The 23,128-nt window shown below is 69.5% G+C and carries 22 protein-coding genes; 14 read left to right on the top strand and 8 right to left on the bottom strand.

Annotated features, from left to right (window positions below):
• Positions 1-278 precede the first annotated feature (278 nt).
• Genes JGU66_21190 through JGU66_21200 form a run of 3 tightly spaced genes read right to left on the bottom strand, consistent with a single transcriptional unit; the run spans position 279 to position 3,697 of the window.
• Positions 279-1,160, bottom strand: a complete 882-nt coding sequence (locus JGU66_21190; protein MBJ6763292.1) for a DUF3108 domain-containing protein — start codon at positions 1,158-1,160, stop codon at positions 279-281.
• A 20-nt stretch (positions 1,161-1,180) separates the two neighbouring features.
• Entirely contained in the window at positions 1,181-2,860 is a 1,680-nt protein-coding gene (locus JGU66_21195) for a DUF4091 domain-containing protein (GenBank protein MBJ6763293.1), read from the bottom strand.
• Positions 2,861-2,890: 30 nt separating this feature from the next.
• A complete protein-coding gene (locus tag JGU66_21200) occupies positions 2,891-3,697 on the bottom strand; it encodes a DUF3108 domain-containing protein (protein MBJ6763294.1) in 807 nt (268 codons plus the stop codon).
• A gap of 304 nt (positions 3,698-4,001) precedes the next feature.
• Between JGU66_21200 and JGU66_21205 the strand changes: the two genes are divergently transcribed.
• Positions 4,002-4,214 (top strand): hypothetical protein, encoded by a 213-nt coding sequence (locus tag JGU66_21205; GenBank protein ID MBJ6763295.1) that lies wholly within the window; start codon positions 4,002-4,004, stop codon positions 4,212-4,214.
• Positions 4,215-4,234: 20 nt separating this feature from the next.
• Here JGU66_21205 and JGU66_21210 read toward each other — a convergent pair whose 3' ends face one another.
• Positions 4,235-4,906, bottom strand: a complete 672-nt coding sequence (locus JGU66_21210; protein MBJ6763296.1) for a YggS family pyridoxal phosphate-dependent enzyme — start codon at positions 4,904-4,906, stop codon at positions 4,235-4,237.
• Complete coding sequence (maf, locus tag JGU66_21215; protein MBJ6763297.1) at positions 4,903-5,505, bottom strand: septum formation inhibitor Maf; 603 nt, start codon at positions 5,503-5,505, stop codon at positions 4,903-4,905. The genes JGU66_21210 and maf overlap by 4 nt, the downstream gene beginning before the upstream one ends.
• A gap of 47 nt (positions 5,506-5,552) precedes the next feature.
• Between maf and JGU66_21220 the strand changes: the two genes are divergently transcribed.
• Positions 5,553-6,644, top strand: coding sequence for a sensor domain-containing diguanylate cyclase (locus tag JGU66_21220; GenBank protein ID MBJ6763298.1), 1,092 nt, complete (start codon positions 5,553-5,555; stop codon positions 6,642-6,644).
• Between the two features lie 75 nt (positions 6,645-6,719).
• Here JGU66_21220 and JGU66_21225 read toward each other — a convergent pair whose 3' ends face one another.
• Complete coding sequence (locus JGU66_21225) at positions 6,720-8,306, bottom strand: SurA N-terminal domain-containing protein (GenBank protein ID MBJ6763299.1); 1,587 nt, start codon at positions 8,304-8,306, stop codon at positions 6,720-6,722.
• Between the two features lie 229 nt (positions 8,307-8,535).
• On the opposite strand from JGU66_21225, the gene mreC reads away from it, so the two are divergent.
• The 5 genes from mreC (at position 8,536) to JGU66_21250 (ending at position 13,886) form a co-directional block, all read left to right on the top strand.
• Positions 8,536-9,396 carry a rod shape-determining protein MreC gene (gene mreC / locus JGU66_21230; protein ID MBJ6763300.1) on the top strand — a complete coding sequence of 287 codons (861 nt, stop codon included), beginning with the start codon at positions 8,536-8,538 and terminating at the stop codon, positions 9,394-9,396.
• Positions 9,393-9,893, top strand: a complete 501-nt coding sequence (locus JGU66_21235; protein ID MBJ6763301.1) for a hypothetical protein — start codon at positions 9,393-9,395, stop codon at positions 9,891-9,893. Before mreC ends, JGU66_21235 begins: the two co-directional genes overlap by 4 nt.
• Positions 9,890-11,956, top strand: coding sequence for a penicillin-binding protein 2 (gene mrdA, locus JGU66_21240; GenBank protein ID MBJ6763302.1), 2,067 nt, complete (start codon positions 9,890-9,892; stop codon positions 11,954-11,956). The genes JGU66_21235 and mrdA overlap by 4 nt, the downstream gene beginning before the upstream one ends.
• A gap of 7 nt (positions 11,957-11,963) precedes the next feature.
• Positions 11,964-13,091 (top strand): rod shape-determining protein RodA, encoded by a 1,128-nt coding sequence (gene rodA, locus JGU66_21245; GenBank protein MBJ6763303.1) that lies wholly within the window; start codon positions 11,964-11,966, stop codon positions 13,089-13,091.
• 102 nt (positions 13,092-13,193) lie between these two features.
• Complete coding sequence (locus tag JGU66_21250) at positions 13,194-13,886, top strand: PilZ domain-containing protein (GenBank protein ID MBJ6763304.1); 693 nt, start codon at positions 13,194-13,196, stop codon at positions 13,884-13,886.
• Between the two features lie 10 nt (positions 13,887-13,896).
• Here the strand turns inward: JGU66_21250 and JGU66_21255 are convergent, their stop codons facing one another.
• Both JGU66_21255 and trxA read right to left on the bottom strand, forming a co-directional pair.
• Positions 13,897-14,226: a hypothetical protein gene (locus tag JGU66_21255; GenBank protein ID MBJ6763305.1), complete on the bottom strand. Its 330-nt coding sequence runs from the start codon at positions 14,224-14,226 to the stop codon at positions 13,897-13,899.
• 388 nt (positions 14,227-14,614) lie between these two features.
• Positions 14,615-14,944, bottom strand: a complete 330-nt coding sequence (gene trxA / locus JGU66_21260) for a thioredoxin (GenBank protein ID MBJ6763306.1) — start codon at positions 14,942-14,944, stop codon at positions 14,615-14,617.
• A gap of 120 nt (positions 14,945-15,064) precedes the next feature.
• Between trxA and JGU66_21265 the strand changes: the two genes are divergently transcribed.
• The 7 genes from JGU66_21265 to tadA all read left to right on the top strand — a co-directional run bounded on the left by JGU66_21265 (position 15,065) and on the right by tadA (position 23,055).
• The gene (locus tag JGU66_21265) at positions 15,065-15,487 is read left to right on the top strand and encodes a hypothetical protein (protein ID MBJ6763307.1); all 423 of its coding nucleotides are present in this window, start codon (positions 15,065-15,067) and stop codon (positions 15,485-15,487) included.
• 45 nt (positions 15,488-15,532) lie between these two features.
• Complete coding sequence (gene ccsA / locus JGU66_21270; GenBank protein MBJ6763308.1) at positions 15,533-16,345, top strand: cytochrome c biogenesis protein CcsA; 813 nt, start codon at positions 15,533-15,535, stop codon at positions 16,343-16,345.
• Positions 16,346-16,347: 2 nt separating this feature from the next.
• Positions 16,348-17,664, top strand: coding sequence for a glutamyl-tRNA reductase (locus JGU66_21275; protein ID MBJ6763309.1), 1,317 nt, complete (start codon positions 16,348-16,350; stop codon positions 17,662-17,664).
• On the top strand, positions 17,661-18,602 hold the full coding sequence (gene hemC / locus JGU66_21280) for a hydroxymethylbilane synthase (GenBank protein ID MBJ6763310.1): 942 nt from the start codon (positions 17,661-17,663) through the stop codon (positions 18,600-18,602). Before JGU66_21275 ends, hemC begins: the two co-directional genes overlap by 4 nt.
• Positions 18,603-18,613: 11 nt before the next feature.
• Positions 18,614-19,375: a uroporphyrinogen-III synthase gene (locus tag JGU66_21285; GenBank protein MBJ6763311.1), complete on the top strand. Its 762-nt coding sequence runs from the start codon at positions 18,614-18,616 to the stop codon at positions 19,373-19,375.
• Positions 19,376-19,444: 69 nt separating this feature from the next.
• The gene (locus JGU66_21290; GenBank protein ID MBJ6763312.1) at positions 19,445-21,232 is read left to right on the top strand and encodes an adhesin; all 1,788 of its coding nucleotides are present in this window, start codon (positions 19,445-19,447) and stop codon (positions 21,230-21,232) included.
• Positions 21,229-23,055, top strand: coding sequence for a Flp pilus assembly complex ATPase component TadA (gene tadA, locus JGU66_21295; GenBank protein MBJ6763313.1), 1,827 nt, complete (start codon positions 21,229-21,231; stop codon positions 23,053-23,055). The genes JGU66_21290 and tadA overlap by 4 nt, the downstream gene beginning before the upstream one ends.
• The last annotated feature ends 73 nt before the right edge of the window (positions 23,056-23,128 follow it).

The following is a 23,128-nucleotide window of genomic DNA, read 5'->3' on the forward strand; positions in this document are numbered from 1 at the left end:
GTGGGCCGTCGGCGCGTCGGCGGGGACGGCCTCGCTCGAACCCGCGCGGGGCTCGTCCTCGATGCGGCCGCGCGCCGCTCGGGCGGTGACAGGGGTCAACAGGAGGGGTGCGAACAGCAGGGGCACCAGCAGCAGCGGCGTCGAGGTGGTGGAGCGCATTGGAACGGCGCGCACCCTAGACGCGGGATTTTGATTTTGCAAACCACTTTCAATTGAAGGCCCAAGTAAAACGCCAGCGCTGGGGTGGGGCGCTGGCGGGACGGGGCGCTAACCCTGTGTCACCACTTGAGGTCTTCGGTTCCCTGGGCCTCGATGCGCTTCTCGCCGGGGCGGGAGACGGCGGTCAGGGTGGCCCGTACCGCGCCCAGGTCGATGGTGCCGACGGCGGCGAGCGGGAGGCGGCGCGCATCGTCGGAGATCCACACGTGCACCTCGCGGCGTTGGCTGGGGCGATCCACGCGCACGGCGGTGCCGGACATGTGCCACGCCTCGAACTCGCCCAGGGGCAGCGACACGTGCTCGCGCTGAAGCACGGTGCCCGTCATGCGCCACATGCGGCGCACGCCGTAGACGTCGAAGCAGACCTGGAGGTCCTTCTTCAGGGGGAGCTGACGCAGCAGGTACACGGAGCCGGCCACGTCGAGGCCGTCCTTGTCGAAGTTGTAGTTGGCGACGCCGCGAGGCCGATCCCCAATCTGGTAGTCCACCTTGACGGAGCGGTCCTTGGCGCCGAAGGCCACCTCCACCTTGCGGTGCAGCTCGTTCTCGGTGGCGTCCTCGGTGTATCGGGACGGGCGCAGCGTGCGCGGGTGCAGGTAGCTCATCGCGGTGCCGTGCACGCGGCGCACCTTGGAGAAGAGGGTGTTCGTCTGCGCCTCCACCTGCACGGGCAGGACGCCGTTGGCGGGGCGCTGCACGCGCATGGTCATCTTCCCGGCCTTGGCGCCCATGGCGTCCAGGTCGAACTCGAGCAGCTCGCCGGGCATGAACGCCAACGGCATTCGCAGCGCCGGCAGGCCCTGGGCGCAGGGCTCCACGGTCATCGGCGCTTCGGGCTTGGTCGGCTCGGGCGTGGTGTCATGGCCATCCGGAAGCTGGGCCCAGGCAGTGGTGGTGGACAGCGTGAGCCAGACCACGAGGAGGGTGCGCATTGAATCCATCCTTCTTTCATCCGAAGGGACTACGGGGGGCTCCCGGGGATTGGACCGCCCGGGCGCTGTTTCTGTTCAGAGGCTTCCCACCGCTGGCGCAGTCGCGCCGTGAGGTCGTGGCGCACCTGCTCCCATTCTCGCGCGTCGCGGGTGATGTCATAGCCCGAGCGAGCCAGGCGGCGCGCGGCGGCCTGGGCGAAGGACGCGTCCCCCAGGCGGGCCAGCAGGCGCAGGTACTCGTAGTCTTCCAGGCCGTCTCGCAGGTGCTTGAGTCGCAGGGACACCACGGGCTGGTGTCGCGATGCGCCCACCCGTCCCGGAGTCCCTGGGTAGAAGAGCGTCCCATCGCCGTTCCCGCCGAACTCGAAGACGCTCGACCACACGTCCTTCTGCGTGTTGTAGGCGAAGACGGTGTCGAAATAGAGCTCACCATCCACGCCGGACTCGAAGGCCAGCACGCCCATGGCGCGGTTGAGCGGGGCGGGGTGGTCCACCATGTAGGAAGCCCAGCCGCCATACACGGCATCCACCTCCGCGTCGGGCAGGGGGCCTCCATTGCAACCGTGTGAGTTGCAGCTCTGGTACCACCACACCTTCGTCTCGGAGGGCAGCCGCGCGCGCAGGGCGCCCACCCCCAGCACCGTGGGACAGGTCTGCGGTCCGGGCCGCGGATAGAAGCAGTTGAGCGTGGGCGCCAGGATGTCCGCGGTCCCCTTCAAGGCATCATCCAACGGGCTGGTGACAAGCACGGGGATGTGCCCGGCCTCGCGCACCCGCTTGGACTGCGCGCGCACCAGCGGCACGTCCGCGGGCTTGGGCTCGTCCTTGGCGTAGAAGAAGAGCTGCGCGGCCCAGCCCTTCTGGCGGAAGTGCTCGGCGAAGGCGCGGTAGTACGCGACCTTCTCCGCGTCGGTGCTGGCCTTCTTGTTGTCGCGCACGTCGGTGGTGGTGAAGCGCGCGCCCGAGGGCAGCACCGTGCCGTCGAGGAAGGGCGCCATCTCCGCGTCGTAGGCGCGCCAGTCCACCACCGCGCGACCCTGCTCGAAGTGGACCGGAGGTGGATCCATGCCCATGCCGTGCGCGCTCACGCGGTGCTCCAGCAGCGCTCGACCGTAGTCGCGCAGCAGCGTGTGCGCCTCGTCCGACTCCGGGGCGAGCCCATGCGCTCGCGCGATGCTGTAGAGCGAGATGCCGAAGCTGTTCGGCAGGGATGACGTGGCGGGCAGCGCGAACGGCTGCACCTCCACCGTGAAGGGCACGCGGGCCAGGTTCGCACCATCCGCGGACAGCGCGAGCTTGCCGCGATACGTGCCAGGGGCCTGCTTCTCGGGCGCGCAGACCTCCACGTAGACGACGGCTGGGAGCGCGGCGTTGGTGGGCGCCTGCAGCGGCAGCAGCGGATCCGGCCAGGGGCCCGCGCGGCCTTGACCGTTCGACGGGGTCTTCACGTCGATGAAGCCCTCGCGCCAGACGGACGCCGTGAGCGACGCGCCTGGACCCCGCAGAAACAGCGGACGGGCGCGGATGCGCTCCACCATGCCGGGGAGGACGACCTGCGTCGCCTCACACTCGCCTCGGGCCACGCTGAGGCGGGCCTCGCGCTCACCCCGGGCGGGTGCTCCCGGTCGGATCTTGATCAACGGAGACACGACTTGTGGCGCGACCGGAGCGGCGGCCAGTGTCACCAGGATTGCCCACGCCCATCCCACGCCCGTTCCCCCTTCCCCCGAGCACCGCCGCTAGCCGCCTGGGGTCTCTGCTCGGGCCACCGTGACCGCTCGGCCCGGTTTGTAGTCGGTGAGTTCCGCCACCACCGTGCCCAGCGAGAACTCCGCCTCGATTCGCACGGGGACATGGCTCGCGTCCGAGGACAGGTACGCGACCAGGTCGCGCTTCGTGTCCAGTTTGCCGCCGAACTCGGTGTGCACGCGCACGCGGAAGGCCTCCCGCGGTCCCATGCCGGTGGAGACGACCTCGCGCGCTTCCACCATCGCGTGCATGGAGAACTGCTTGCTGCCGGTGAACACGGAATAGACATACTCGCGGCCCACCGCGAGGTCTTGATTGCGCAGCGCGAACGTGGCGCCCGTCATGTCCATGGTGCCTCGCGGCAGCTCATGTGTGGACTCGCGTGGGGCGTCGCTGTCCTTCTGTTTGATGACGAGCGCGCTGGTGCCGTCCGCGGTCATCTTGATGCGCTGGCGTCGGCGCTTGCCATTCTCGTCCGAGTGCAGGTCGCTGCCCGCCACGCGCTGGCCCGCCGCGTCCCAGTACGACACGAAGCGGCTTTTGATGGGCCACACGCCGATGACGTCATCCGACTTCGCCACGGACACGATGGGCCAGACGTTCTGTTCCCATTGCGTCATGGGCGCGCCCACCGTCACCTGCGCCGTGCCCGCGGTGATGCCGAGGTACCTCACGCGATATTGGGCCTGCTCGCCGGGACCGAACGCGGACGGCGCGGTGCCATCGGCGAGACAGACTCCTGCCCACAGCAGCCCCGTCAACGCGGCTCCGAGCCCCCACTTGGACTGCCTGCGCATCGAGCGAACTCCCTCGCAAGGAAACTAGGTAGCCGGCCCTGGCTCCGCCAACCCCGCCCCCCCGAACCCTTCGCCGCGCCGGACATTTCCAGGACGCGCCCGGCCTTCCGCCATTCAACGCCCGCCCGGTCGTTCTCCGGTCGCACGGCCAGGGTGCCCCACCAGGTCCGCACTTTGGCATGTCCGGGTGACAAATCCCCGACGCCCCGCGTCGTCCTCCATGGGAGGTGGTTTCGCGGGTAGGGACTGGCGGGACGGGCTGCTAGCCTCGCGCCCCGCGTCCACACGCCCAGGAGTCGCGCGCATGGCCAGTGATTTCGATTTCGACGATGACGCCCAGCAGGAGTCCGGCAGCGCTGGCAAGGCGCGCAAGGACTACGATTGTCCGTCCTGCAACGCCAACAACCCGCTGGACGAGCCGCTCGTCAACGGCGACGAGGTTCGTTGCAACTACTGTGGCTGCGAGTTCAAGGCGACCGTCAACGCCGAGGGCCGCATGAAGTTCAAGGAAGTGTGACGAGGGCCCGGGGGCGGGCCTCAGGTCCGCTCGCCGAAGATGGCCGTGCCCACCCGGACGAGCGTGGCGCCTTCCTCGATGGCCTGCTCGAAGTCGTGGGTCGTTCCCATGGACAGGCCCGGCAGCCCGTGCGCTCGGGCCAGCTCCCGCAGCGCGCGGAAGCCCTCGCGCACGCGGGCGTCGTCCTCGGAGGGAGGCGGCAGCGCCATCAGTCCCACGAGCTGGAGCGCGGACAGCTCCTTCGCCGCATCCAGGAATGCGCCCAGCTCGGAGGGGGGCAGGCCGCTCTTGGTCGCCTCGCCCCCCACGTTCACCTCGACGTAACAGGGCAGGGGCGGCGCGTCCTGGCGGCGCTTGGCCAGCTCCCGCGCGACCTCCAGGCGGTCCAGCGCGTGGAAGGCGCTCGCGACGCGGGCGACGTACTTCACCTTGTTGGTCTGCAGGGCGCCGATGGCGTGCCAGCGCAGGTCCTTCAAGTCGGCCAGCTCCACCGCCTTGTCGCGCAGCTCCTGGGCGTAGTTCTCGCCGAAGTCGCGCTGCCCGGCGGCGTACGCCTCGCGGATGAGGGCCGCGGGCTTGAGCTTGGAGACGGCCACCAGCGTGACGGACTCCACGGGACGCCCCGCGCGCTTGCACGCCGCCGCGACGCGCTCTCGCACCCGGGCCAGGTTCTCCGCCACGCTCGTGCTCATGACTGGCCCTTCCAGGGAAGCGGCATCCCCGCGCGCTCCAGCAGCGCGAGCGTCTCGCAGAGAGGCAGGCCGATGACGTTCGTGGGGCTGCCCTCCACGCTGGCCACCATGAACGCGCCCTTGCCTTGCAGGGCATAGCCCCCGGCCTTGTCGAGCGACTCGCCCGTCGAGGCGTACCAGGCGATCTCCGAGTCGCCGAGTGACCGGAAGGTGACGCGGGTTCGCACGATGAACGATTCCTCGTGCCGGCCCGCGAGGGCCACGCCAGTGTGAACCTCGTGGGTCCGACCGGACAGTCGGCCGATCATCGCACGGGCCTCGGCGGCGTCCTGGGGCTTGCCGAGCAGCTCCAGTCCGAGCACCACCGTGGTATCCGCCGCCAGCACCCAGGCGCCGGGATGACGAGAAGCGACGGTCCGGGCTTTCTCTCGGGCCAGCCTCGTCACATAGTCCACCGCGGGCTCGCCCGGATGGGGCGTCTCGTCGATGTCGGCCGCGGACACGATGAATGGGAGTCCGAGTTGAGACAGCAGATCTTTGCGCCGAGGCGAAGACGAGGCGAGGACGAGCTGCGGGGTTTGATCCGCGTGCGTGTGCATGTTAGGGCTCGCGGCCTTAGCAGACTTGCGCGCCGGAGTGGACCCCGATGAACCCCGCGGACCTCCTGACGGCCATGAAGCGGACGGTCGAGCAGCTGGCCGCCTTCAACGAGATGGCGAAGGCGTTGACTTCCACGCTGGAGCTCCGGGAAGTCCTGGCGCTCGTCATGCAGAAGGTGAGCGGCCTGCTGCTCCCGCGGAACTGGTCGCTCATCCTCCAGGACGACCGGACCGGAAAGCTCTACTTCGAGATCGCCGTGGGGGAGGGCGCCGCGGTCCTCAAGGGCCTGCAGCTCAACCCCAGCGAGGGCATCGCGGGCGCGGTGTTCAGCTCCGGGGTGGCGCGGCTGGTCCATGACGTGGGCGGCGACCCCAGCTTCTCGCCCCGCTTCGATGAGGCCTCCGCCTTCCACACCCGCTCCATCCTCGCCGTTCCGCTGCTCGCGCGCGGGCGCGTGCTGGGGCTCATCGAGTTGGTGAACGGCCCCACGGATCCGCCGTTCTCCAACGACGACCTCACCATCCTCACCGCCATCGCGGACTACGCGGCCATCGCCATCGAGAACGCGCGCAACTTCCGGCGCGTGCAGGAACTCACCATCACGGACGAGCACACCGGCTGCTTCAACGCGCGGCACCTGCGCGCGCAGCTCGAGCTGGAGGTGAAGCGTTCGGTGCGCTTCCACCGCCCGCTGTCGCTCGTGTTCCTGGACCTGGACCACTTCAAGTCCATCAACGATCACCACGGCCACCTGATGGGCAGCGCCACGCTCAAAGAAGTGGGCGATCTGCTCATGGGCCTGGGGCGCAACAACCTGGACGCGGTGTTCCGCTACGGCGGCGACGAGTTCGCGGTGATGCTGGTGGAGACGGGCGCGGACGGCGCTCAAATCATCGCCCGGCGCATCTGCGAGGCCTTCCGCGAGCGGACCTTCCTCCAGGCCCAGGGCCTCGACGTGCGCCTCACCGCGAGCGTCGGGGTGGCATCCTTCCCTGACCACGCCCACTCGTCGCTGGACCTCATCCGCGCGGCGGACTTCGCCATGTACGCGGCCAAGGCGCGCGGCCGAGACGGCGTCGCGGTGGCGGACCGGCCGGTGGGGGACCGCGAGCCGCCGGACTTCTCCTCGGCGCGCTGAGCCGCTGGGTCCCAAAATGGAAGAGGGCGGCGGGGTTTCCCCGGCCGCCCTCCCATGCGCCCTCTCGGTGGAGGACTACCCCGCGGACGCAGGGCCGAGGAGCGAGTCGATCGCCTCGGTGTTGGTGATGACGTTGCCGCTCTTGCGCAGCGACTTGAGGAACGACTCCGTCAGCTCGATCTGCTTGGCCTGATTGGCCTGGGCGCGCAGCTCGTCCTTGCGCTTCTCGAAGCCCGCGGCGTCCGGCTTCTGACGGTCCACCACCTGCGCCACCACGAAGCCCTCACCGATGGGGAAGACCTCGCCGAGCGGCTGCGCGGCATTGGCGGCGAAGGTCGCCTTCACCAGCGCCGGCGCGGGGCCCAGGTGCGGCACCGACTCGCCCGCGGACGTGAAGCTGTCCGTCTCCACGGCCTCGGGCTTCGTCTCCGTCTCGAAGCGCAGCAGGGCTGGCTGCTGGCCCTCGGCCACGGGGAACTGCTCCTTCAGCGACTTGCCACCCTTGAGGGCGGCCAGCGCCTTGTCCGCGTCCGCCTTGGCCAGCTCCTTGGCCTTGTCCTGCTTGTAGAGGGTGGTGGCGATCTCGCCCTTCACGTCCTCCAGCTTCTTGTCCTGGGCGGCCTGCTTCTCGTCCACCTTCACCAGGTGCACGCCGAACTTCGTCTCCACCGGCTGCGAGACCTCGCCCGCCTTCAGCGCGAAGGCCGCGTCCGCCAGCGCCGGCTCCCAGCTGCCGCGCTCGATCCATCCCAGGTCGCCGCCCTTGTCCTTGCTGCCCGGATCCTCGCTGCTCGCCTTGGCCACCGCGGCGAAGTCCTTGCCGCCGGCGATCTCCTGGCGCAGCGCCTCGGCGCGCGTCTTGGCCTGGGCCTTCTGCTCCGCCGTGGCGTCCGGCGCCAGCTTCACCAGGATCTGCCGCGCGCGGATGCGCTCCGGCTGCTGGTACACGAACTTGTTCGCGTCGTAGTAGTCCTTGATCTCCTTCTCGTGAGCCTTCGAGAAGTCCGCGAGCTGCTGCGCCGTGGGCGCCGTGACCTTGTCGGCGTACATCGTGGGCAGGAAGCGCGCGAAGGCCAGCTTCGCCTGGTTGCCGTCCTTCTCGTAGCGCGCGTGGACCTCGTCGTCGGACACCACGGCGCCCGTGCGGACCACGTCCAGCATCTTCTGCGCGGAGAGCGACCGGCGCAGCTCCGCCTCGTACTCGGGCGGCGTCTTCCGGTAGAAGTCGCGCAGCACCTGCTGGTAGCGCTCGAAGTCGAAGTTGCCGTCCTTGTCGTGGAAGTCGGCGTTCTGGTGGATGAGCGTGCGCAGCTCCTCATCCGAGGGCGCGATGCCGTGCTGCTCGGCGGCCTGGGCGAGCAGCTCGGCGTTGACCAACCGCTCGAGCACCTGCTGGTCCAGATGGAAATTGCGTGCGAGCTGCTCCGTGATGGGGCTGCCCTGCGAGCGCAGGAAGTTCATCTGGCGAGCCCAGGCCATGCTGAAGTCACGCAAGGGGATTTCCTTGCCATTGACCACGGCTGCTGCGCTAGGAGCTGCCCGCGCCGCGCCACCGCCGCGACCGAACCCGGAGCTACCCGGGCCGAACTGCAGCGTGAACACCACGGCGATGCCGATGATGAACAGCAGGGAAATGACCTTCCGGGGGTTCAGACCGTCCATTGTCGTCACTTCACTTCGCGCTGGACGCGCCCGAAATACTTCCCTCTGCGGAAGGTCTCGCGGCGCGGTGTTGTTGGTAGCCCGGCCGGTGAGGGATGGACCTGAACCCTCCCCCCACGTAGGGCCTTGACTGCCTAGGACAACAGACCAGAAAATGCAAGCGATTTAGAGAGTTTAGCCAGCCCCCTCTCCCTCCCGTCGTCCCCTCCCACTTCCGGGAACTCCACCCGTGCTGTCCTTGCTCAAGCGGTACCGCCGCCCCTTGCTCGTGGGGATCCTGCTGCTCTACCCGCTCGCCGCCTTCCTGGTGAGCGGGCGACGTGGCAGGGACCCGAATGTCATCGACCGAGGCGTCATCGCCCTGACTGCCCCCGTGCAGCAGGGACTCACCGCGACCATCGACGGCGCCGTGGCCGCGGTGCGCAACTACCTGGACCTCCGGGGGGTGCGTCAGGAGAACGACGCGCTCCACCTGGAGAACCTCCAGCTGCGCTCGACGGTGCAGGTGCTGGGGGAGGCCAGGGCGGAGAACGGGCGGCTGCGCAAGCTCTTGGCCTACGCGGAGGCCGTGCCGGGGCCCGAGGTGCCTGCCCGGGTGGTGGGCGTCAACCCAGTGGCCAAGCTGCTTTCGGTGCGCATCAGCAGCGGCGAGCAGGACGGCGTGTTTCGTGGCATGTCCGTGGTGACACCGGATGGCATCGTGGGGCAGGTCATCCGGGCAACGGGAGGCTACGCGGACGTGGCGCTGGTGACGGATCCTCAGAGTCGGGTGGCGGTGCGCGTGCAGCGCTCGCGTGCGCGCGGCACGGCGGCGGGGGCCGGCAACGGGCCGCTGACGCTGGAGAACATGCTGCGCACGGAGGACGTGGAGGACGGCGACCTCATCATCACCTCCGGCACGGACAGCATCTATCCCCCGGGCCTCGTGGTGGGGCGGGTCACCCACCTGGAGAAGAAGGAGCACGGCATGTTCCAGCGCGCGGACATCATCCCCGCGGTGGACACCAGCCGGCTCGAGGAAGTGCTGGTGGTGGGCAGCCCCTACAGCGCGATGGCGCCTGGGGCCACGGCGGAGGGCTCGCAGAAATGAAGTTCCTGGTGACCGTGGGCATCGCGCTGGCGCTGCTCACGCTGGAGTCGGTGCTCGTGCAGCAGGCGGGCCTCGTGCTCGGACGGGTGGACGTCACGGTGGTGCTGGTGGCCTTCCTCGCGCTGCGCGCCAGCCTGGTGGAGGGCGCCATCTCCGCCTTCGCGGTGGGCTACCTGCTGGACCTGATGAGCGGGCAGCCCACGGGCCTGTTCACCTTCCTGGCCGTGCTCACTTTCCTGGTGGGCCGGCTCGTGTCGACGTTCGTGGACGTGCGCGGCGCGGTGTCCTTCGCGCTGTTCGCCATGGGCGCGGACCTGGGGCACGGCCTGTTGTCCGCCTTCTTCACGTGGCTCACGCTGAAGGATGGCATCACGGCGCCGCTCTTGTCGGGCATGCCGCTGCAGGTGGCGCTCACGGGCCTGGCGGCGCTGGGCCTGTACCCGCTCTTCAAGCGCTTCGAGGCCGCGCAGGACCGCCAGCCGGGGTTGCTGCGGTGACGCCTCCGACGCTGGGCAACACCACGCCGGGCCGCGATCTCAAGCGGCGCTTCCTCTGGCTGGGCCTGGCGATGTCGCTGGGATTGTGCGCGCTGGCCATCCAGCTCTACCGGCTTCAGCTCATCCGCTATGACGAATACGCGGCCAAGAGCGTGGCCAACTTCGTCAAGGAAGTGCGGCTGCGCGCGGACCGCGGCGTCATCAAGGACGCGCGCGGCACCATCCTGGTGGACAGCCGTCCCTCGTTCGACGCCTTCGTCACGCCGGCCTTCTGCACGGACTGCTTCGAGCAGGTCGTCCCGCGCCTGGCGGAGTTGCTGCAGTGGGATGGCGAGCAGCGCAAGAAGGTGGAGGACCTCTTGCGCGCGGGCCGCCGCAACGCGCCGTTCCAGCCGGTGCCGGTGCGCATCGACCTGACGCGCGACGAGTACGACCGCCTGGCCGCGCGGCGCGACATCCTGGACGGCGTGGAGGTGGTGCCCGTCCCGCACCGCAACTACCGCTCCGGCAACGTGCTGTCGCACGTGCTGGGCTACATGAACGAAATCACCCAGGAGGAGCTGGATCGGCTCAATGCCGACGGCGCCCGCTACGCCCTGGGCGACTACATCGGGCGGCGCGGCCTGGAGCGCTACTTCGAGTCCAAGCTGCGAGGCGAGGACGGCGTGCGCAAGGAAGTGGTGAACGCGCGCGGGCAGACCATCGAGGAGCTCAACGTCAAGCTGGGCGAGAACGCGGTGGTGCCGCCCACGGCGGGCAGCAACCTCGTGCTGTCCATCGACATGCGGTTGCAGGAGGAGGCCGAGCGCGCCTTCCCCGGTGTGTCCGGCGCGGTGGTGGCCATCGACGTCAACACGGGCTTCATCAAGGCGCTGGTGTCGCGCCCCGGGTTTGATCCGAACCTGCTCACCGGCCGCGTGACGCCGCAGCAGATGGCGCTGCTGGCGAGGGATCCGCTCCACCCGATGATCAACCGCGTGGCGGCGGAGCACTACAGCCCGGGCTCGACGTTCAAGATCGTCACGCAGCTGGCCGCGTACAAGTCGGGCCTCTTCCGTCCCGAGACGGTGGTGAATTGCCCCGGCGGCTATCGGCTGGGCGCGCGCCTGTGGCGCTGCCACAAGGACAGCGGTCACGGCCCGCTGGATGGCAAGAACGCGATGAAGGCGTCGTGCGACACCTGGTTCTACAAGGTGGCGGACACCATCGGCCTGGATCCCATCTCGGAGATGGGCAAGTCGCTGGGCCTGGGCAGCCCCACGGGCATCGGCGTGGTGGCCGAGGTGCCGGGCATCATGCCGTCCACCGCGTACCACGAGAAGGCGTCTCCCGGCGGCTACACCAAGGGCATGGCGCTCAACAGCGCCATCGGGCAGGGCGACGATAACGTCACACCACTCCAGCTCGCGCTGGTGTATGCGGCGGTGGCCAATGGCGGCACGCTGTTCAAGCCGCAGCTCGTGCAGCGGTTGGAGAACCTGGACGGACAGGTGACCGAGGAGTTCAAGCCGGAAGTGGTGCGCATGACGGACATCAACCCCGCGCACCGCAAGGCCGTCATCGAGGGATTGATCGCGACGGCGCAGGAGCCGGGCGGCACGGCGTACCGCGCGCGCCTGGCGGGCATCCGCGACAAGGACCTGCTCGTGGCGGCCAAGACGGGCACCGCGCAGGTGTCGCGCATTGGCGCCGTGCGCTTGAAGACGTTCCAGATGAGCTACTTCGAGCGGGACCACGCGTGGTTCGCGGGCTTCGCGCCCGCCAACAAGCCCGAGCTGGCGGTGGTGGTGCTCAACGAGCACGGCGGCCACGGCGGCGCTGACGCGGCGCCCACCGCCATGGCGATCTTCCAGAAGTACTTCGACCTGAAGTCCGAGGACGCCACGGCGCCACCGCCGCGTCCCAACCAGCCCTACACGCCCACGCTGCCGCCCGCGCCCAGCCTGGACGAGGCCGCTCTGACGCGCAGCGCGGCGGTGCCGCCCATCGAGCCGCTGGCGCCCGGTGAGCCCGCGAATCCGCCCGACGAGTCCGAGGAGGAACCCAGTGCAACTGCGGATTGAGCGGCGCATGGTGCCCCACGTCCCGTGGGGACTCATCGTCTGCGTGCTCGGCGTGTGCGCGCTGGGAATCTGGAATCTGGCGTCGGCCTCGCGCCCGCCGCTCGCGCCGGTGTGGTCCAGCCAGCTGCTCTACCTGGGGCTGGGGATCGCCTCGGTGCTGGTGGTGTGCCTGGTGGACTACCGGTGGATCCAGACCATGGCCTTGCCCATCTATGGGCTCAACATCCTGGCGCTCCTGGCGCTCAAGGTGATTGGCCATACAGCCAAGGGCGCGGAGAGCTGGTTCGTCATTGGCCCGTTCCGCTTGCAGCCCGCCGAGTTCATGAAGATTGGCGTCGTGCTGATGCTGGCCAAGGTCTATCACGACGACTTCCGCCCCAACGAGCCCTCCTACGGGTTGATCCGTCTGTGGAAGCCCGTGCTCGTGGTGATGGTGCCGTTCGTGCTGGTGCTGGTGCAGCCAGACCTGGGCACCGCGCTGATGATCTTCCTCTCGTCCCTGACGGTCATCCTGTTCGGCAAGGTGCGCTGGTACCTGTCCGCCGTCCTGGTGGGCGGGCTGCTCGTGGGCGCGCTCATCATCTGGAATGACTACGTGCGCGAGATGCCCGAGCCGCGCACCACCATCGTTCGCCACTACCTGAAGAAGCACCAGAGCCAGCGCATCTCGGGTTGGTTGGATCCCGAGGCGGACCTGCGCGGCAGCGGCTATCACGCGGCGCAATCGAAGATCGCCGTGGGCAGCGGAGGACTCACTGGCAAGGGCTGGCGCGAGGGAACCCAGACGGGGCTGCGCTTCCTGCCGGAGCAGCACACGGACTTCATCTTCTCCGTGTGGGCCGAGGAGCATGGCTTCGTGATGTGCCTGCTGTTGCTCGTCTTCTACGGCGGCCTGTTCATCCTGGGCCTGGGCGTGGGGTTCAACGCGCGGGACCGCTTTGGCGCTTTCGTGGCCGTGGGCGTGGTGGCCACCATCTTCTGGCAGGTGTTCGAGAACATCGGGATGGTCATCGGGCTGTTGCCCGTGACAGGAATCACGCTGCCGCTGATGAGCTACGGCGGGTCGTCCATGCTGTCCGTGATGATCAGCATCGGCTTGTTGGTGAATGTGAGCATGCGCCGCCACATGTTCTGACGGGGGCGCGGCCGGCCGGAGGTTCCGGACCGGTGAGGGTTGGGATGGAGGCTGGCCAAGACGGGTGGCGACGTATCGCCCCTGGGCCAGCGGAGAATGACGATGCAGAAAAAGGGAACGCAGAAGGCTCAGGTCGGGGCGCAGGTGGTGACACGGGATGGGGCAATGACGGAGCGGAGCAGCACTCCTGTGCGCCCTCCCATGATGCGTCCTCCGGTCGAGGTGGCACGGCCTGTCGCGCCGCCCGTGAAGGTGACGACGCCGGCGCCGCAGCGTCCAAACTTCTCACCCATCATCGAGGCCAACGACGGCGAGCCGGAGCACCGGCACTTTCCGCGGGCTCAGCTCGCCACTCGGTTTGATTTGTGGATGGAGGACGAGGAGGGGGGACGCCGCTTCTCCGCCAGCCTCACGTCCATCAACGTGAGCGTCAGCGGCGCCTTCCTGGAGAGCACCTTCTTCCTGCCGCTGGGCACCGTCATGGGCAGCCGCTTCGCGCTCGAGGACGGCGCACCTCCCGTGGAGGCGCGCGCGGAAATCGTTCGCGAGGAGCGAGGCACCGGACATGACGGGCGCAGCGGCTTTGCCCTGCGCTTCTTGGACTTTTCAGGACAGACGGAGGTGGCGCTCGCCAGACTCTTCCTGGGTATGCGCTTGCGTGCCTTCGCCGAGGACTACCTCAAATCCCAACGGGCCCGTTCACTTCCCAACGAATTGGAGCGCGTGGTGGATGTGTTGGCCGCCTGGGAATTGATGAAGGCGACCTCCCCCGGAGACCCCTGGCGGGGCGAGTGACGACCGCGTCTCAGGCCGGCTTGCCGTGCGACAGCAGGCGGCGGCGCTCGGCCTGGTAGTGCGCGGAGCACAACCCCTTGGAGCGCTGATCCCGAGTGCAGCCCTCCACCGTGCAGCGGCGGCTCATCGCGTTCATGCCGCCCGAGACGACCTTGGGCGGACGGCCGCGGCGGCGGCTCGCGGTGACGGTATTGCTGCTCGGCGTGCTGCCCAAGCCAGGCATGCCGGTGTTGAGCGCGCGCAGCATGCCGCGGCCAATGGCATCCCCAATCGCCTCTGCCCACGACGTCAGGGCAGGAGTAAGGGGTGCGGTGATCATTTCCTTGTGCGGACGTGCCATGAAAACTCCCGGTGAAACTCGTTAAACAAGACAGAGCCAGCTCGCGTCTATTTGTCTGTTGAGGCGAACGCTGTCAACAACACAGCGGCGGGTCTGGTTTGACTCGTAAAAGAATTTCGGCAACTGGTAACAAGTCTGCACTTGGCGCTGCGGCGGCAAGAGAGTGCTTGCATGTGGCTGCATCCCCGGGGGGCGGGACGAAGGATTGGCCGTGGGAGGGCTTGGCGCCGGTGACAACCCTTACATCGCGCCAGGAAACGCTGTTTCACAGACAAATTGAAACAGCACTGTCACTGGGACGGCTCGGATTGCGCTGTGCGGGGGGCCTCCGCTGCCATGCGCGGCTTCCGAGCGGGGAGCCACGGGCGCGGCAGCGGAGGCGAGGGCACTACAGGGTCTTCTTGATGGCGTCTTCGATGCGGGACTTGGGCACCGCACCGACAATCTGCTCGACGACCTGGCCACCCTTGAAGACGAGCAGGGTGGGGATGGAACGGATGCCGTAGTTCTGCGGCGTGTCCTGGTTCTCGTCGATGTTGACCTTGGCGAACTTCACCTGGCCCTTGTACTGGGTGGCCAGTGCGTCGACGGAGGGCGCGATGGCGCGGCAGGGCGCGCACCAGGTGGCCCAGAAGTCGACCAGCACGGGCTCCTTCGATTCCAGCACCTGCGTCTTGAAGTCTCCGTCCCCGATGTTGATCACGTCAGCGCCTGCCATGGTGTCTCCTTGGGCCTTTCGAGGGCCGCGACGGCGCGTGCTCTAGTACGTGCGTACGGGACCCTGCAAGAAGCGGTGGAACTCCCACCGCCCGCCTCAGATGCGGTCAACGAACGGGCGTTGCAACCAATTCCCCGCGAGCCCTCGGCGGGACGCTGGTGTAGGCTCTCGCGCGTGACGAAGCTCTTCCTGTCCCAGACCCAACTCGAAGAGTGGGCGCTGGACGACAAAGCAGACCTGCGCGAAGGCAAGCTGGTGGTGGCTGCCGAGGGTGGCGGCGCCTGGCCGGTCGTCCCCGCCGTGCACTTCGTGCAGCTTGTCTCCGGGGATGACATCCACCGGTTGGTGGCGCGGGTGAAGACCGAAGAGCAGCTCGCGAAGCTGGGGGCCGAGCAGATGGCCGACTCGGTCCTGGTGGGAGAGACCGCATACGAGGTAGTTCCGGGGTATGTGGCGGAAGTCACGGCTCCGGCTGCTGACCCGAAGAAGCCAAGCTCGGAGACGGACCTGTTGGCCGCCTTCATCCTCAACAAGATGGGCTGATCGCGGGCTGATTGCCCGCTCGGCCGTGGTTATGAGCCTGCCGCCATGAGCCATTCGCTCGTCTCGCTCGCATGTCACGCCTATGGGCTCGCCGCCCTGGTCTACTTCGCCTACCTGGTCCGCCAGTCGGAGGTGCTCGCCACCACGGGTCGGGTGCTGGTGGGGGGCGGCCTGGTGCTGCACGGCGTGGCGCTCTTCGCACTTTTGGGAGCGCAAGGCGGGCTGCCCGTGGGGCCGGCGCAAGGCTTCTCCTCGCTCGCCTTCCTGCTGCTCGCCATCTTCTTCGCCTTGGACGTGCGCTATCGCAGGCCCGTGATTGGCGCGTTCCTCACGCCGCTCGCGGTGACGGTGCTGGTGCCGGGGCTGTTGATGGAGGGCGGGCCGTCTCCGCTGCCTCCCGCGGTGCGCCAGCCGCTCCTGCCGCTGCACGTGAGCCTCGCGCTGCTGGGGCTCGCGGCCTTCGCGGTGGCCGCGGGGGTGGGGGTGATGTACCTGCTGATGGAGCGCCAGGTGCGCGCCAAGCGCTTCGGGCTCCTGTTCTCGCGGTTGCCGTCGCTGGAGTTCCTGGACACCCTCAACCGCCGCCTGGTGGTGTGGGGGTTCATCGCGTTGTCGGTGACGCTGGCCACGGGGGCCTTCTTCGTGAGCACGGCCCCAGGCGTGGGCTGGACGTGGGATGCGAAGGAGGTGGCGACGGTGGTGGCCTGGGGGGTGTTCGCCGCGCTCGTCAACGCGCGCATCTTCGCGGGCTGGAGAGGTCGCCGCGTGGCGCTGCTGACCATGGCGGGCTTCGGGTTGGTGTTGGTGTCGTTCCTTTCTTCGTATGACCTGTCCTCCGCGACTCGGGGGATGCCTTAGTCATGGAACTGATTTGCATTGGCTTGTCCCACCGCTCGGCCCCCCTGGCCATCCGCGAGCGACTGGCCCTGCCGGAGCCCCAGCAGGTGGAGGTCCTTCAGCGGCTGGCGCAGGCGCCCGTGGAGGCGCTCTGGGTCTCCACCTGCAACCGGGTGGAGGTGTATCTGGCGGCGCCCACCGCGCGGCTTGGGCGTGAGCGCGTCCACGCGGAGCTGCGCGCGCTCGGTGGCGCCGAGGCGCTGGAGCACCTGTACGAGCACGAGGGCGAGGCGGCGCTGGTGCACCTGTTCCGCGTGGCGTCCAGCCTGGACTCCATGGTGCTGGGCGAGGCGCAGATCCTGGGCCAGCTCAAGGACTCGTTCGAGCGTGGCCAGGGCGCGGGCGCGGTGCGCGGCGAGATGACGCGGGTGTGCGCGGCGGCGTTCAGTTGCGCCAAGCGCGTGCGCACGGAGACGGCCATTGGCCGAGCGGCCACGTCCATGGCGTCCGCCGCGGTCCAACTGGCGAGCAAGGTGTTCGACGGCCTGCGCGACAAGACGGTGCTCGTGGTGGGCGCGGGCGAGATGGGCGAGCTGGCGGCGCGGCACCTGCGGCAGGCGGGCGCGGGGCGGCTGTGGATCACCAACCGGACGCTGGCGCGGGCCGAGGCGCTCGCGGGCGAGGTGGCGGGCGTGGCGCGGCCGTTCGAGGAGCTGCTCTCGCTGGTGGCCGCCGCGGACGTGGTGGTGACGAGCACCGCGTCGCAGGTGCCGTTGTTCACGCGCGACAACGTGAGCGCGCTCAGCAAGGGGCGCAAGGGGCGGCCCCTGTTCATGGTGGATCTGGCGGTGCCGCGAGACATTGACCCCGAGGTGGGTTCGCTGGACTGGGTGCACGCGTACGACGTGGACGACATCCAGAAGTTCGTGGCGGAGAACGCCGCGGCGCGCGCCGAGGAGGCGCACAAGGCCAGTGGGCTGGTGGCGCAGGAGGTGGCGCGCTTCGCGAAGGACCGCGCGCTGCGCGACGGCATGCCGGTGTTGGCGCGGCTGCGGCAGCGCGCGGAGGGCATCGCCCGTGCGGAGGTGGAGCGCACGCTGGCCGCGCTCGGCGATGACCTCTCCGACAAGCAGAAGAAGAGCATCGAGGCCATGGGGCGGGCGATCGTGAACAAGCTGTTGCATGAGCCCACCGCGCGGCTGCGCGCCGTGGGGCCGGAAGGTGATGGGAACCGGTTGGCGGGCGCCGCCGCGGAGCTGTTTGGTCTGACGACGGAGGAGTCCGGGGCGGCCCAGGACACGCCGCAGGCGGTGCAGGCGGCCTCGGGAGGGCGGCGATGAAGTCCCTGCGAATCGCGACCCGACAGAGCCCGCTGGCGCTCTGGCAGGCGCGCCACGTGGCCTCGCTGCTCACGGCTCGGCACCCCGGGCTGGAGGTCTCTCTCGTGGAGATGACCACCGCGGGTGATCGCTTCCTGTCCGCGCCCCTGTCTGCGGTGGGCGGCAAGGGCCTGTTCGTGAAGGAGATCGAGCAGGCGCTGCTCGACGGCCGGGCGGACCTGGCGGTGCACAGCCTCAAGGACATGACGTCGGTGTTCCCCGACGGGCTCATCCTGGCCGCGGTGCCCGTGCGTGAGGATCCGCGAGACGCGTTCTGTGCGCCGGCTGGCGTCACGGTGGGCTCGCTGCCGACCGGCGCCCGCGTGGGCACCTCGTCCCTGCGGCGCAGCTGCATCCTGCGCGCGCGGCGGCCGGACGTGGAGATCGTCTCGGTGCGCGGCAACGTGCAGACGCGCCTGCAGCGCACGAAGGAGCTGGGGCTGTCGGGGGCGCTGCTGGCGTTCGCGGGCCTCAAGCGCCTGGGCCTGGAGCACGTCATCAGCGAGGTGCTGTCCGTGGAGGAGAGCCTGCCCGCGGTGGGGCAGGGCGTGCTGGCCATCCAATGTCGCGAGGACGCAGCCGAGGTGCGGGCGCTCCTGGCGCCGCTGGAGGACGCCACCACGCGCATCGCCGTGCGCGCGGAGCGAGCGTTGCTGGCGAAGCTGGAGGGGGGGTGCACCGTGCCGTTGGCGGGCCATGCCACGGTGTCCGGAGCGCGCGTGCACCTGCGCGGGCTGGTGGGGCGGCCGGATGGCACGCTCGTCATCCGGGGCGAGGTGAGCGGCGACGCGGCCGACGCCGAGACGCTGGGTGAGGCCCTGGCGGACGACCTGCTGGCGCGGGGCGCGGCGAGCATTCTGCGCGATTTCGCCCGCCGCCCGGCCCCGTCGACGCCCTAGAGTGCGCCCGCGTGGAACGGCGACTGGAAGGCATTCGAGTCTTGGTGACGCGCCCGCGTGAGCGGGCCGAGGAGCTGTGCTTCCTGCTGGAGGACGAGGGCGCGGAGGTGTCCAGCGTGCCGCTCCTCGAGCTGCAGCCCCCCGAGGACCCCCGGCCGCTCGCGTCGGCGGCCGAGCACATCCAGCGCTATGGCTGGGTGGTGTTCGCGAGCCCGTCGGCGGTGGACGCGCTCATGGAGGCCTTGCGCGAGGCGGGCACGGTGAGCCGGCTGTCCCGCGTGAAGCTCGCGGCGGTGGGTCCGCGCACGGCGCGCACGCTGGAGTCCTATGGGCTCACGGTGACGCTGGAGCCGATTGAAGGCACGGGCCTCGCGCTGTTCACCGCCATGCGGGACGGGCTGCTCCCCGAGGACGAGGTCCTCTTGCCCGCCGCGGAAGCGGGCCGCCGCGAGCTGGAGGACGCGCTGCGAGACCAGGGCGTGCGGGTCACCCGGGTGACGGCCTACCGCTCCTCGCCCGCGCTCTTGTCCGAGGACGCGCTCTCCGCGCTGGATGCGGCGCCGCCGCAGGTGGTGCTGTTCGCCTCGCCGCGCACCGCGGAGGCCTTCCTGGAGGCCGCGGGCCGCGAGCGCCTCGTGGGGGCCAAGGTGGTGGCGATTGGCCCCACCACGGCGGGGGCGCTGGAGCGCCTGGAGATTCCGGTCGCCGCGGTGGCGGAGCGGCCCACGCCCGAGTCGCTCGTGGATGCCGCGGTCGCGGCCATTCGCGGGTAGACTGTCCGCTCGGTGACGCTTCGGGCACTCCCGTGTGCCCCTGCGCGATGCGATGCGGAGAGGTGCGAGATGAGTCGTGGAATGCAGCGGGGGGCGCTGGTCCTGGGGCTGTGTCTGATGGCCGCCACGGCGATGGCGCAGGGCTCGGGTGACTACAAGTACCTGGACTTCACGGTGCTGGGGAACAGCCAGGACCCCTTCGTCTACTACATCGATGGGCGCACCCCGAAGCCCGCGGGCATCGACCTCACCGAGGTGGAGAACGCGGTGAAGGCCGCGCTCCAGACGTGGGAAGACGTGGACTGCGCCTGGCCCGCATTCAAGTACGCCGGGCGAGCCACCGCGGCGAACGTCCCGAACGTGGAGGAGCGGCAGGACCGTTTCAGCATCGCGGCCATCTTCGTCACGGACAAGACGAACCCCAACTACGTGGGCGCGCTCGCGCAGGGACAGAGCGCCGCCACCGCCGTGCCGCTGACGTACGGCGGTTACGTCTATCAGTGCGACATCTTCCTCAACGCGGTGGACTACCGGTGGACCACGCTGCCGGCGACGCCCGCGGGCTTCATGGACCTGCGCTCCCACGTGCTGCGCGAGATGGGGCACTGTCTGGGAATCGCGTCCATCTACTCGCTCGACTCGGATCCCATCATGGCCTTCCTGCCTCCCGGGCCGGGCGTGAGCAAGCGGACCCTCAGCACGTATGACCGCGGCGCCATCTGTCAGCTCTATCCGCAGGAGGGCGCGGTGGGCTCGCCGTGCACCACCACGTGCACGAACGGCCTGACGTGCGTGTCCACCACGTCCACCACGACGGGCAACGCCATCAAGGTCTGCGCCAAGGCCTGCACCAACACCACGCCGGGCGAGTGCCCGGACCCCTACGTGTGCCGCGCCTCGACGCTGGTATCCGGCAGCTCCTACGCGTGTCTGCCGGCCCTGCCGGATGCCGTGACGAAGGTGGGCCAGCCCTGCACGGGCAAGACGGCGGGCGAGTGCGGCTCGGCGCGCAGCCGCTGCATCGAGGCCGGCACGTCGTATCCGTCCTTCCCCACCTCGTGGACGGGCGGCTACTGCACCGAGGGGTGCACGACGTCCAAGGACTGCCCGGCCAACTCACAGTGCATCGAGACGGGCGCGGCCACGGGCAAGGTGTGCGCGCAGCAGTGCCGTCCGGGAACGGGCGACTGCCGGGATGGCTATGCGTGCGCGCCGCTGGGCGAGGGCAGCGTGTGCGTGCCGGCGTGCTCGACCAACTCGGAGTGCGCCGCGACCTCGGTCTCGTCGGTGTGCCGCGTGTGCGACCGCGTCTGCGTGGCGGAGCAGGCCACGGGCCGCCAGATTGGTGACGCGTGCGGCCAGGATTCCGAGTGCGGCACCAATCAAATCTGCCTGCGTCTGAACGACACGACCCTGGGCGTCTGCGCGTCGCCGTGCTCGCTGGAGGCATGCTCCTGCCCGGCGGGCACCACGTGCCACACGGCGGGCACGCGCGGCGAGCGCTTCTGCCTGCGCGACTGCGAGGGCAGCACCTGTGGTTCGCAGCTGCAGTGCAGTCCCTATGACACGAGCCCGGCCTGCATCCCCACGTGCCGCACGACGAAGGACTGCCCCAATGGCACGCAGTGTGGTCTCGGAGGCCGCTGCTTCGATCCGCGCGCGAAGCCCGACGCGGGCACGTGCACGCTCTGCAACGACGCCGGCACTCCGCCGCCTGTCGTCACGGACGCGGGCACGGGTGGCACCACCAGCCCGAGCGGGTGCGGGTGCCAGAGCGCGCCCACCTCGGCGGCGTTCGCGATTGGCCTCGGCGTCATGTTGCTCATGAGCCGGAGGCGGACGGGGCGCAAGTCATGACGCCGGCGGGCGGCGGTTCTCCGGTGCGGACGCGCGCCGACTTCACCACGCTGTTCGTGCTGGAGGCGCTCGTCGCGCAGGAGCTGCTTCGGCCCGAGCAGGCCCAGGAGATCCTCGCCCGCGAACCGGCGGCACGTGCCCGCGTGCTGAAGGCCCATGCGGGGCAGGGGAAGGAGGCGGCGCGCTACGACGTGTCGCCCGTGGAGGTGGTCGCCGCGTTCCAGATTCCGCTTCCGGGCGGAAGGACGGTGCTCGACGAGGACCACATCACCGAGGCGGCGGCGCGCGCCTCGGGCATCGCGTACCGGAAGATTGACCCGCTGAAGCTGGACATGGCGCTGGCCACTCGGACGGTGTCGCGTCCGTACGCGCAGAAGCACGTGCTGCTGCCCCTGGAGCGCACCGAGCAGGGGCGGCTGCGCGTGGCCGTGGCCAACCCGTTCGATCGCGAGCTGTTCGAGAGCTTCCAGCGACTGACGGGCGTGCCGGTGGAGCCGGTGCTGTCCTCCAAGCTGGACATCCTCAAGTCCATCGCGGACATCTACGGCTTCAAGAAGACGCTGGCGCGCGCGGCAGACGACTTCAGCGGCGCGCAGGTGCAGCTGGGCAACTTCGAGCAGCTCGTGTCGCTCAGCGGCACGCAGGAGCTGGAGGCCTCGGACAAGCCCGTGGTGCAGGCGGTGGATTACCTGCTGCGCTACGCGTACGACAACCGCGCCTCGGACATCCACATCGAGCCCAAGCGCGCCACCAGCGTGGTGCGGCTGCGCATCGACGGCGTGCTGCATCCCGTCTACACGCTGCCGGTGCAGGTGCACGCGCCCATCGTGTCGCGCGTGAAGATGCTCTCGCGCATCGACATCTCCGAGAAGCGCCGGCCCCAGGACGGCCGCATCAAGACGGAGCGGGACGGGCGCGAGGTGGAGCTGCGTGTCTCCACGCTGCCCACGGCCTTCGGCGAGAAGGTCGTCATCCGCATCTTCGACCCGGAGACGCTGGTGCAGGACATCGCCCAGCTCGGCTTCGAGCCGGACGAGAAGGGCTCGTTCGAGTCGTGGATCGATCAACCCCACGGCCTCATCCTGGTGACGGGCCCCACGGGCAGCGGCAAGACGACGACGCTCTACTCGGCGCTCAAGGCGCTGGCGGGGCCGGATGTCAACGTCGTCACGGTGGAGGACCCCATCGAAATGGTGTGGGACGCCTTCAACCAGGTGCAGGTCCAGCCCAAGCTGGGCCTCGACTTCGCTGGGGCCCTGCGCCACATCCTGCGGCAGGACCCGGACGTCATCATGGTGGGCGAAATCCGCGACGCGGAGACGGCGGAGAACGCCATCCAATCCGCGCTCACCGGACACCTCGTGCTGTCCACCCTGCACACCAACGACGCGCTGGGCGCCGTGGCGCGCATGCGCGACCTGGGCGTGCCGTCGTTCCTCCTGGCGCAGTGTCTGCTCGGCGTCATGGCCCAGCGCCTGCTGCGCCGCGTGTGCGGCCACTGCGCGCAGGAAGCCACGCTCACGCCGGACGAGCTGCTCGCCCTCCAGGCGCCCTTGCCGCTGCTGCCCGGTGGGGTGCGCCTGCTCCAGGGAGCAGGGTGCGTGCGCTGCCGCAACACGGGCTACGTGGGACGCACGGGTGTCTTCGAGATCGTCACCGCGGGTCGCGAGCTGCGTGAGCTCATCGCGCAGGACGCGCCCTACGAGCGGCTGGTGGACTCCGCGCGGCGCACCGGCATGCGCACGCTGCGCGAGGCGGCCGTGCGCAAGCTGGCCCAGGGCCTCACCGCGTTCGACGAAGTCGTGCGGATGACCTCCGCCTGAGTCCCAGGTGCTGCTGAAACGACCGCGGCCCGACGCCAGTGAAGGCGCCGGGCCGCGAGTACCGCACAACCCC

The organism is Myxococcaceae bacterium JPH2 (genome assembly GCA_016458225.1).
GTDB lineage: Bacteria > Myxococcota > Myxococcia > Myxococcales > Myxococcaceae > Citreicoccus.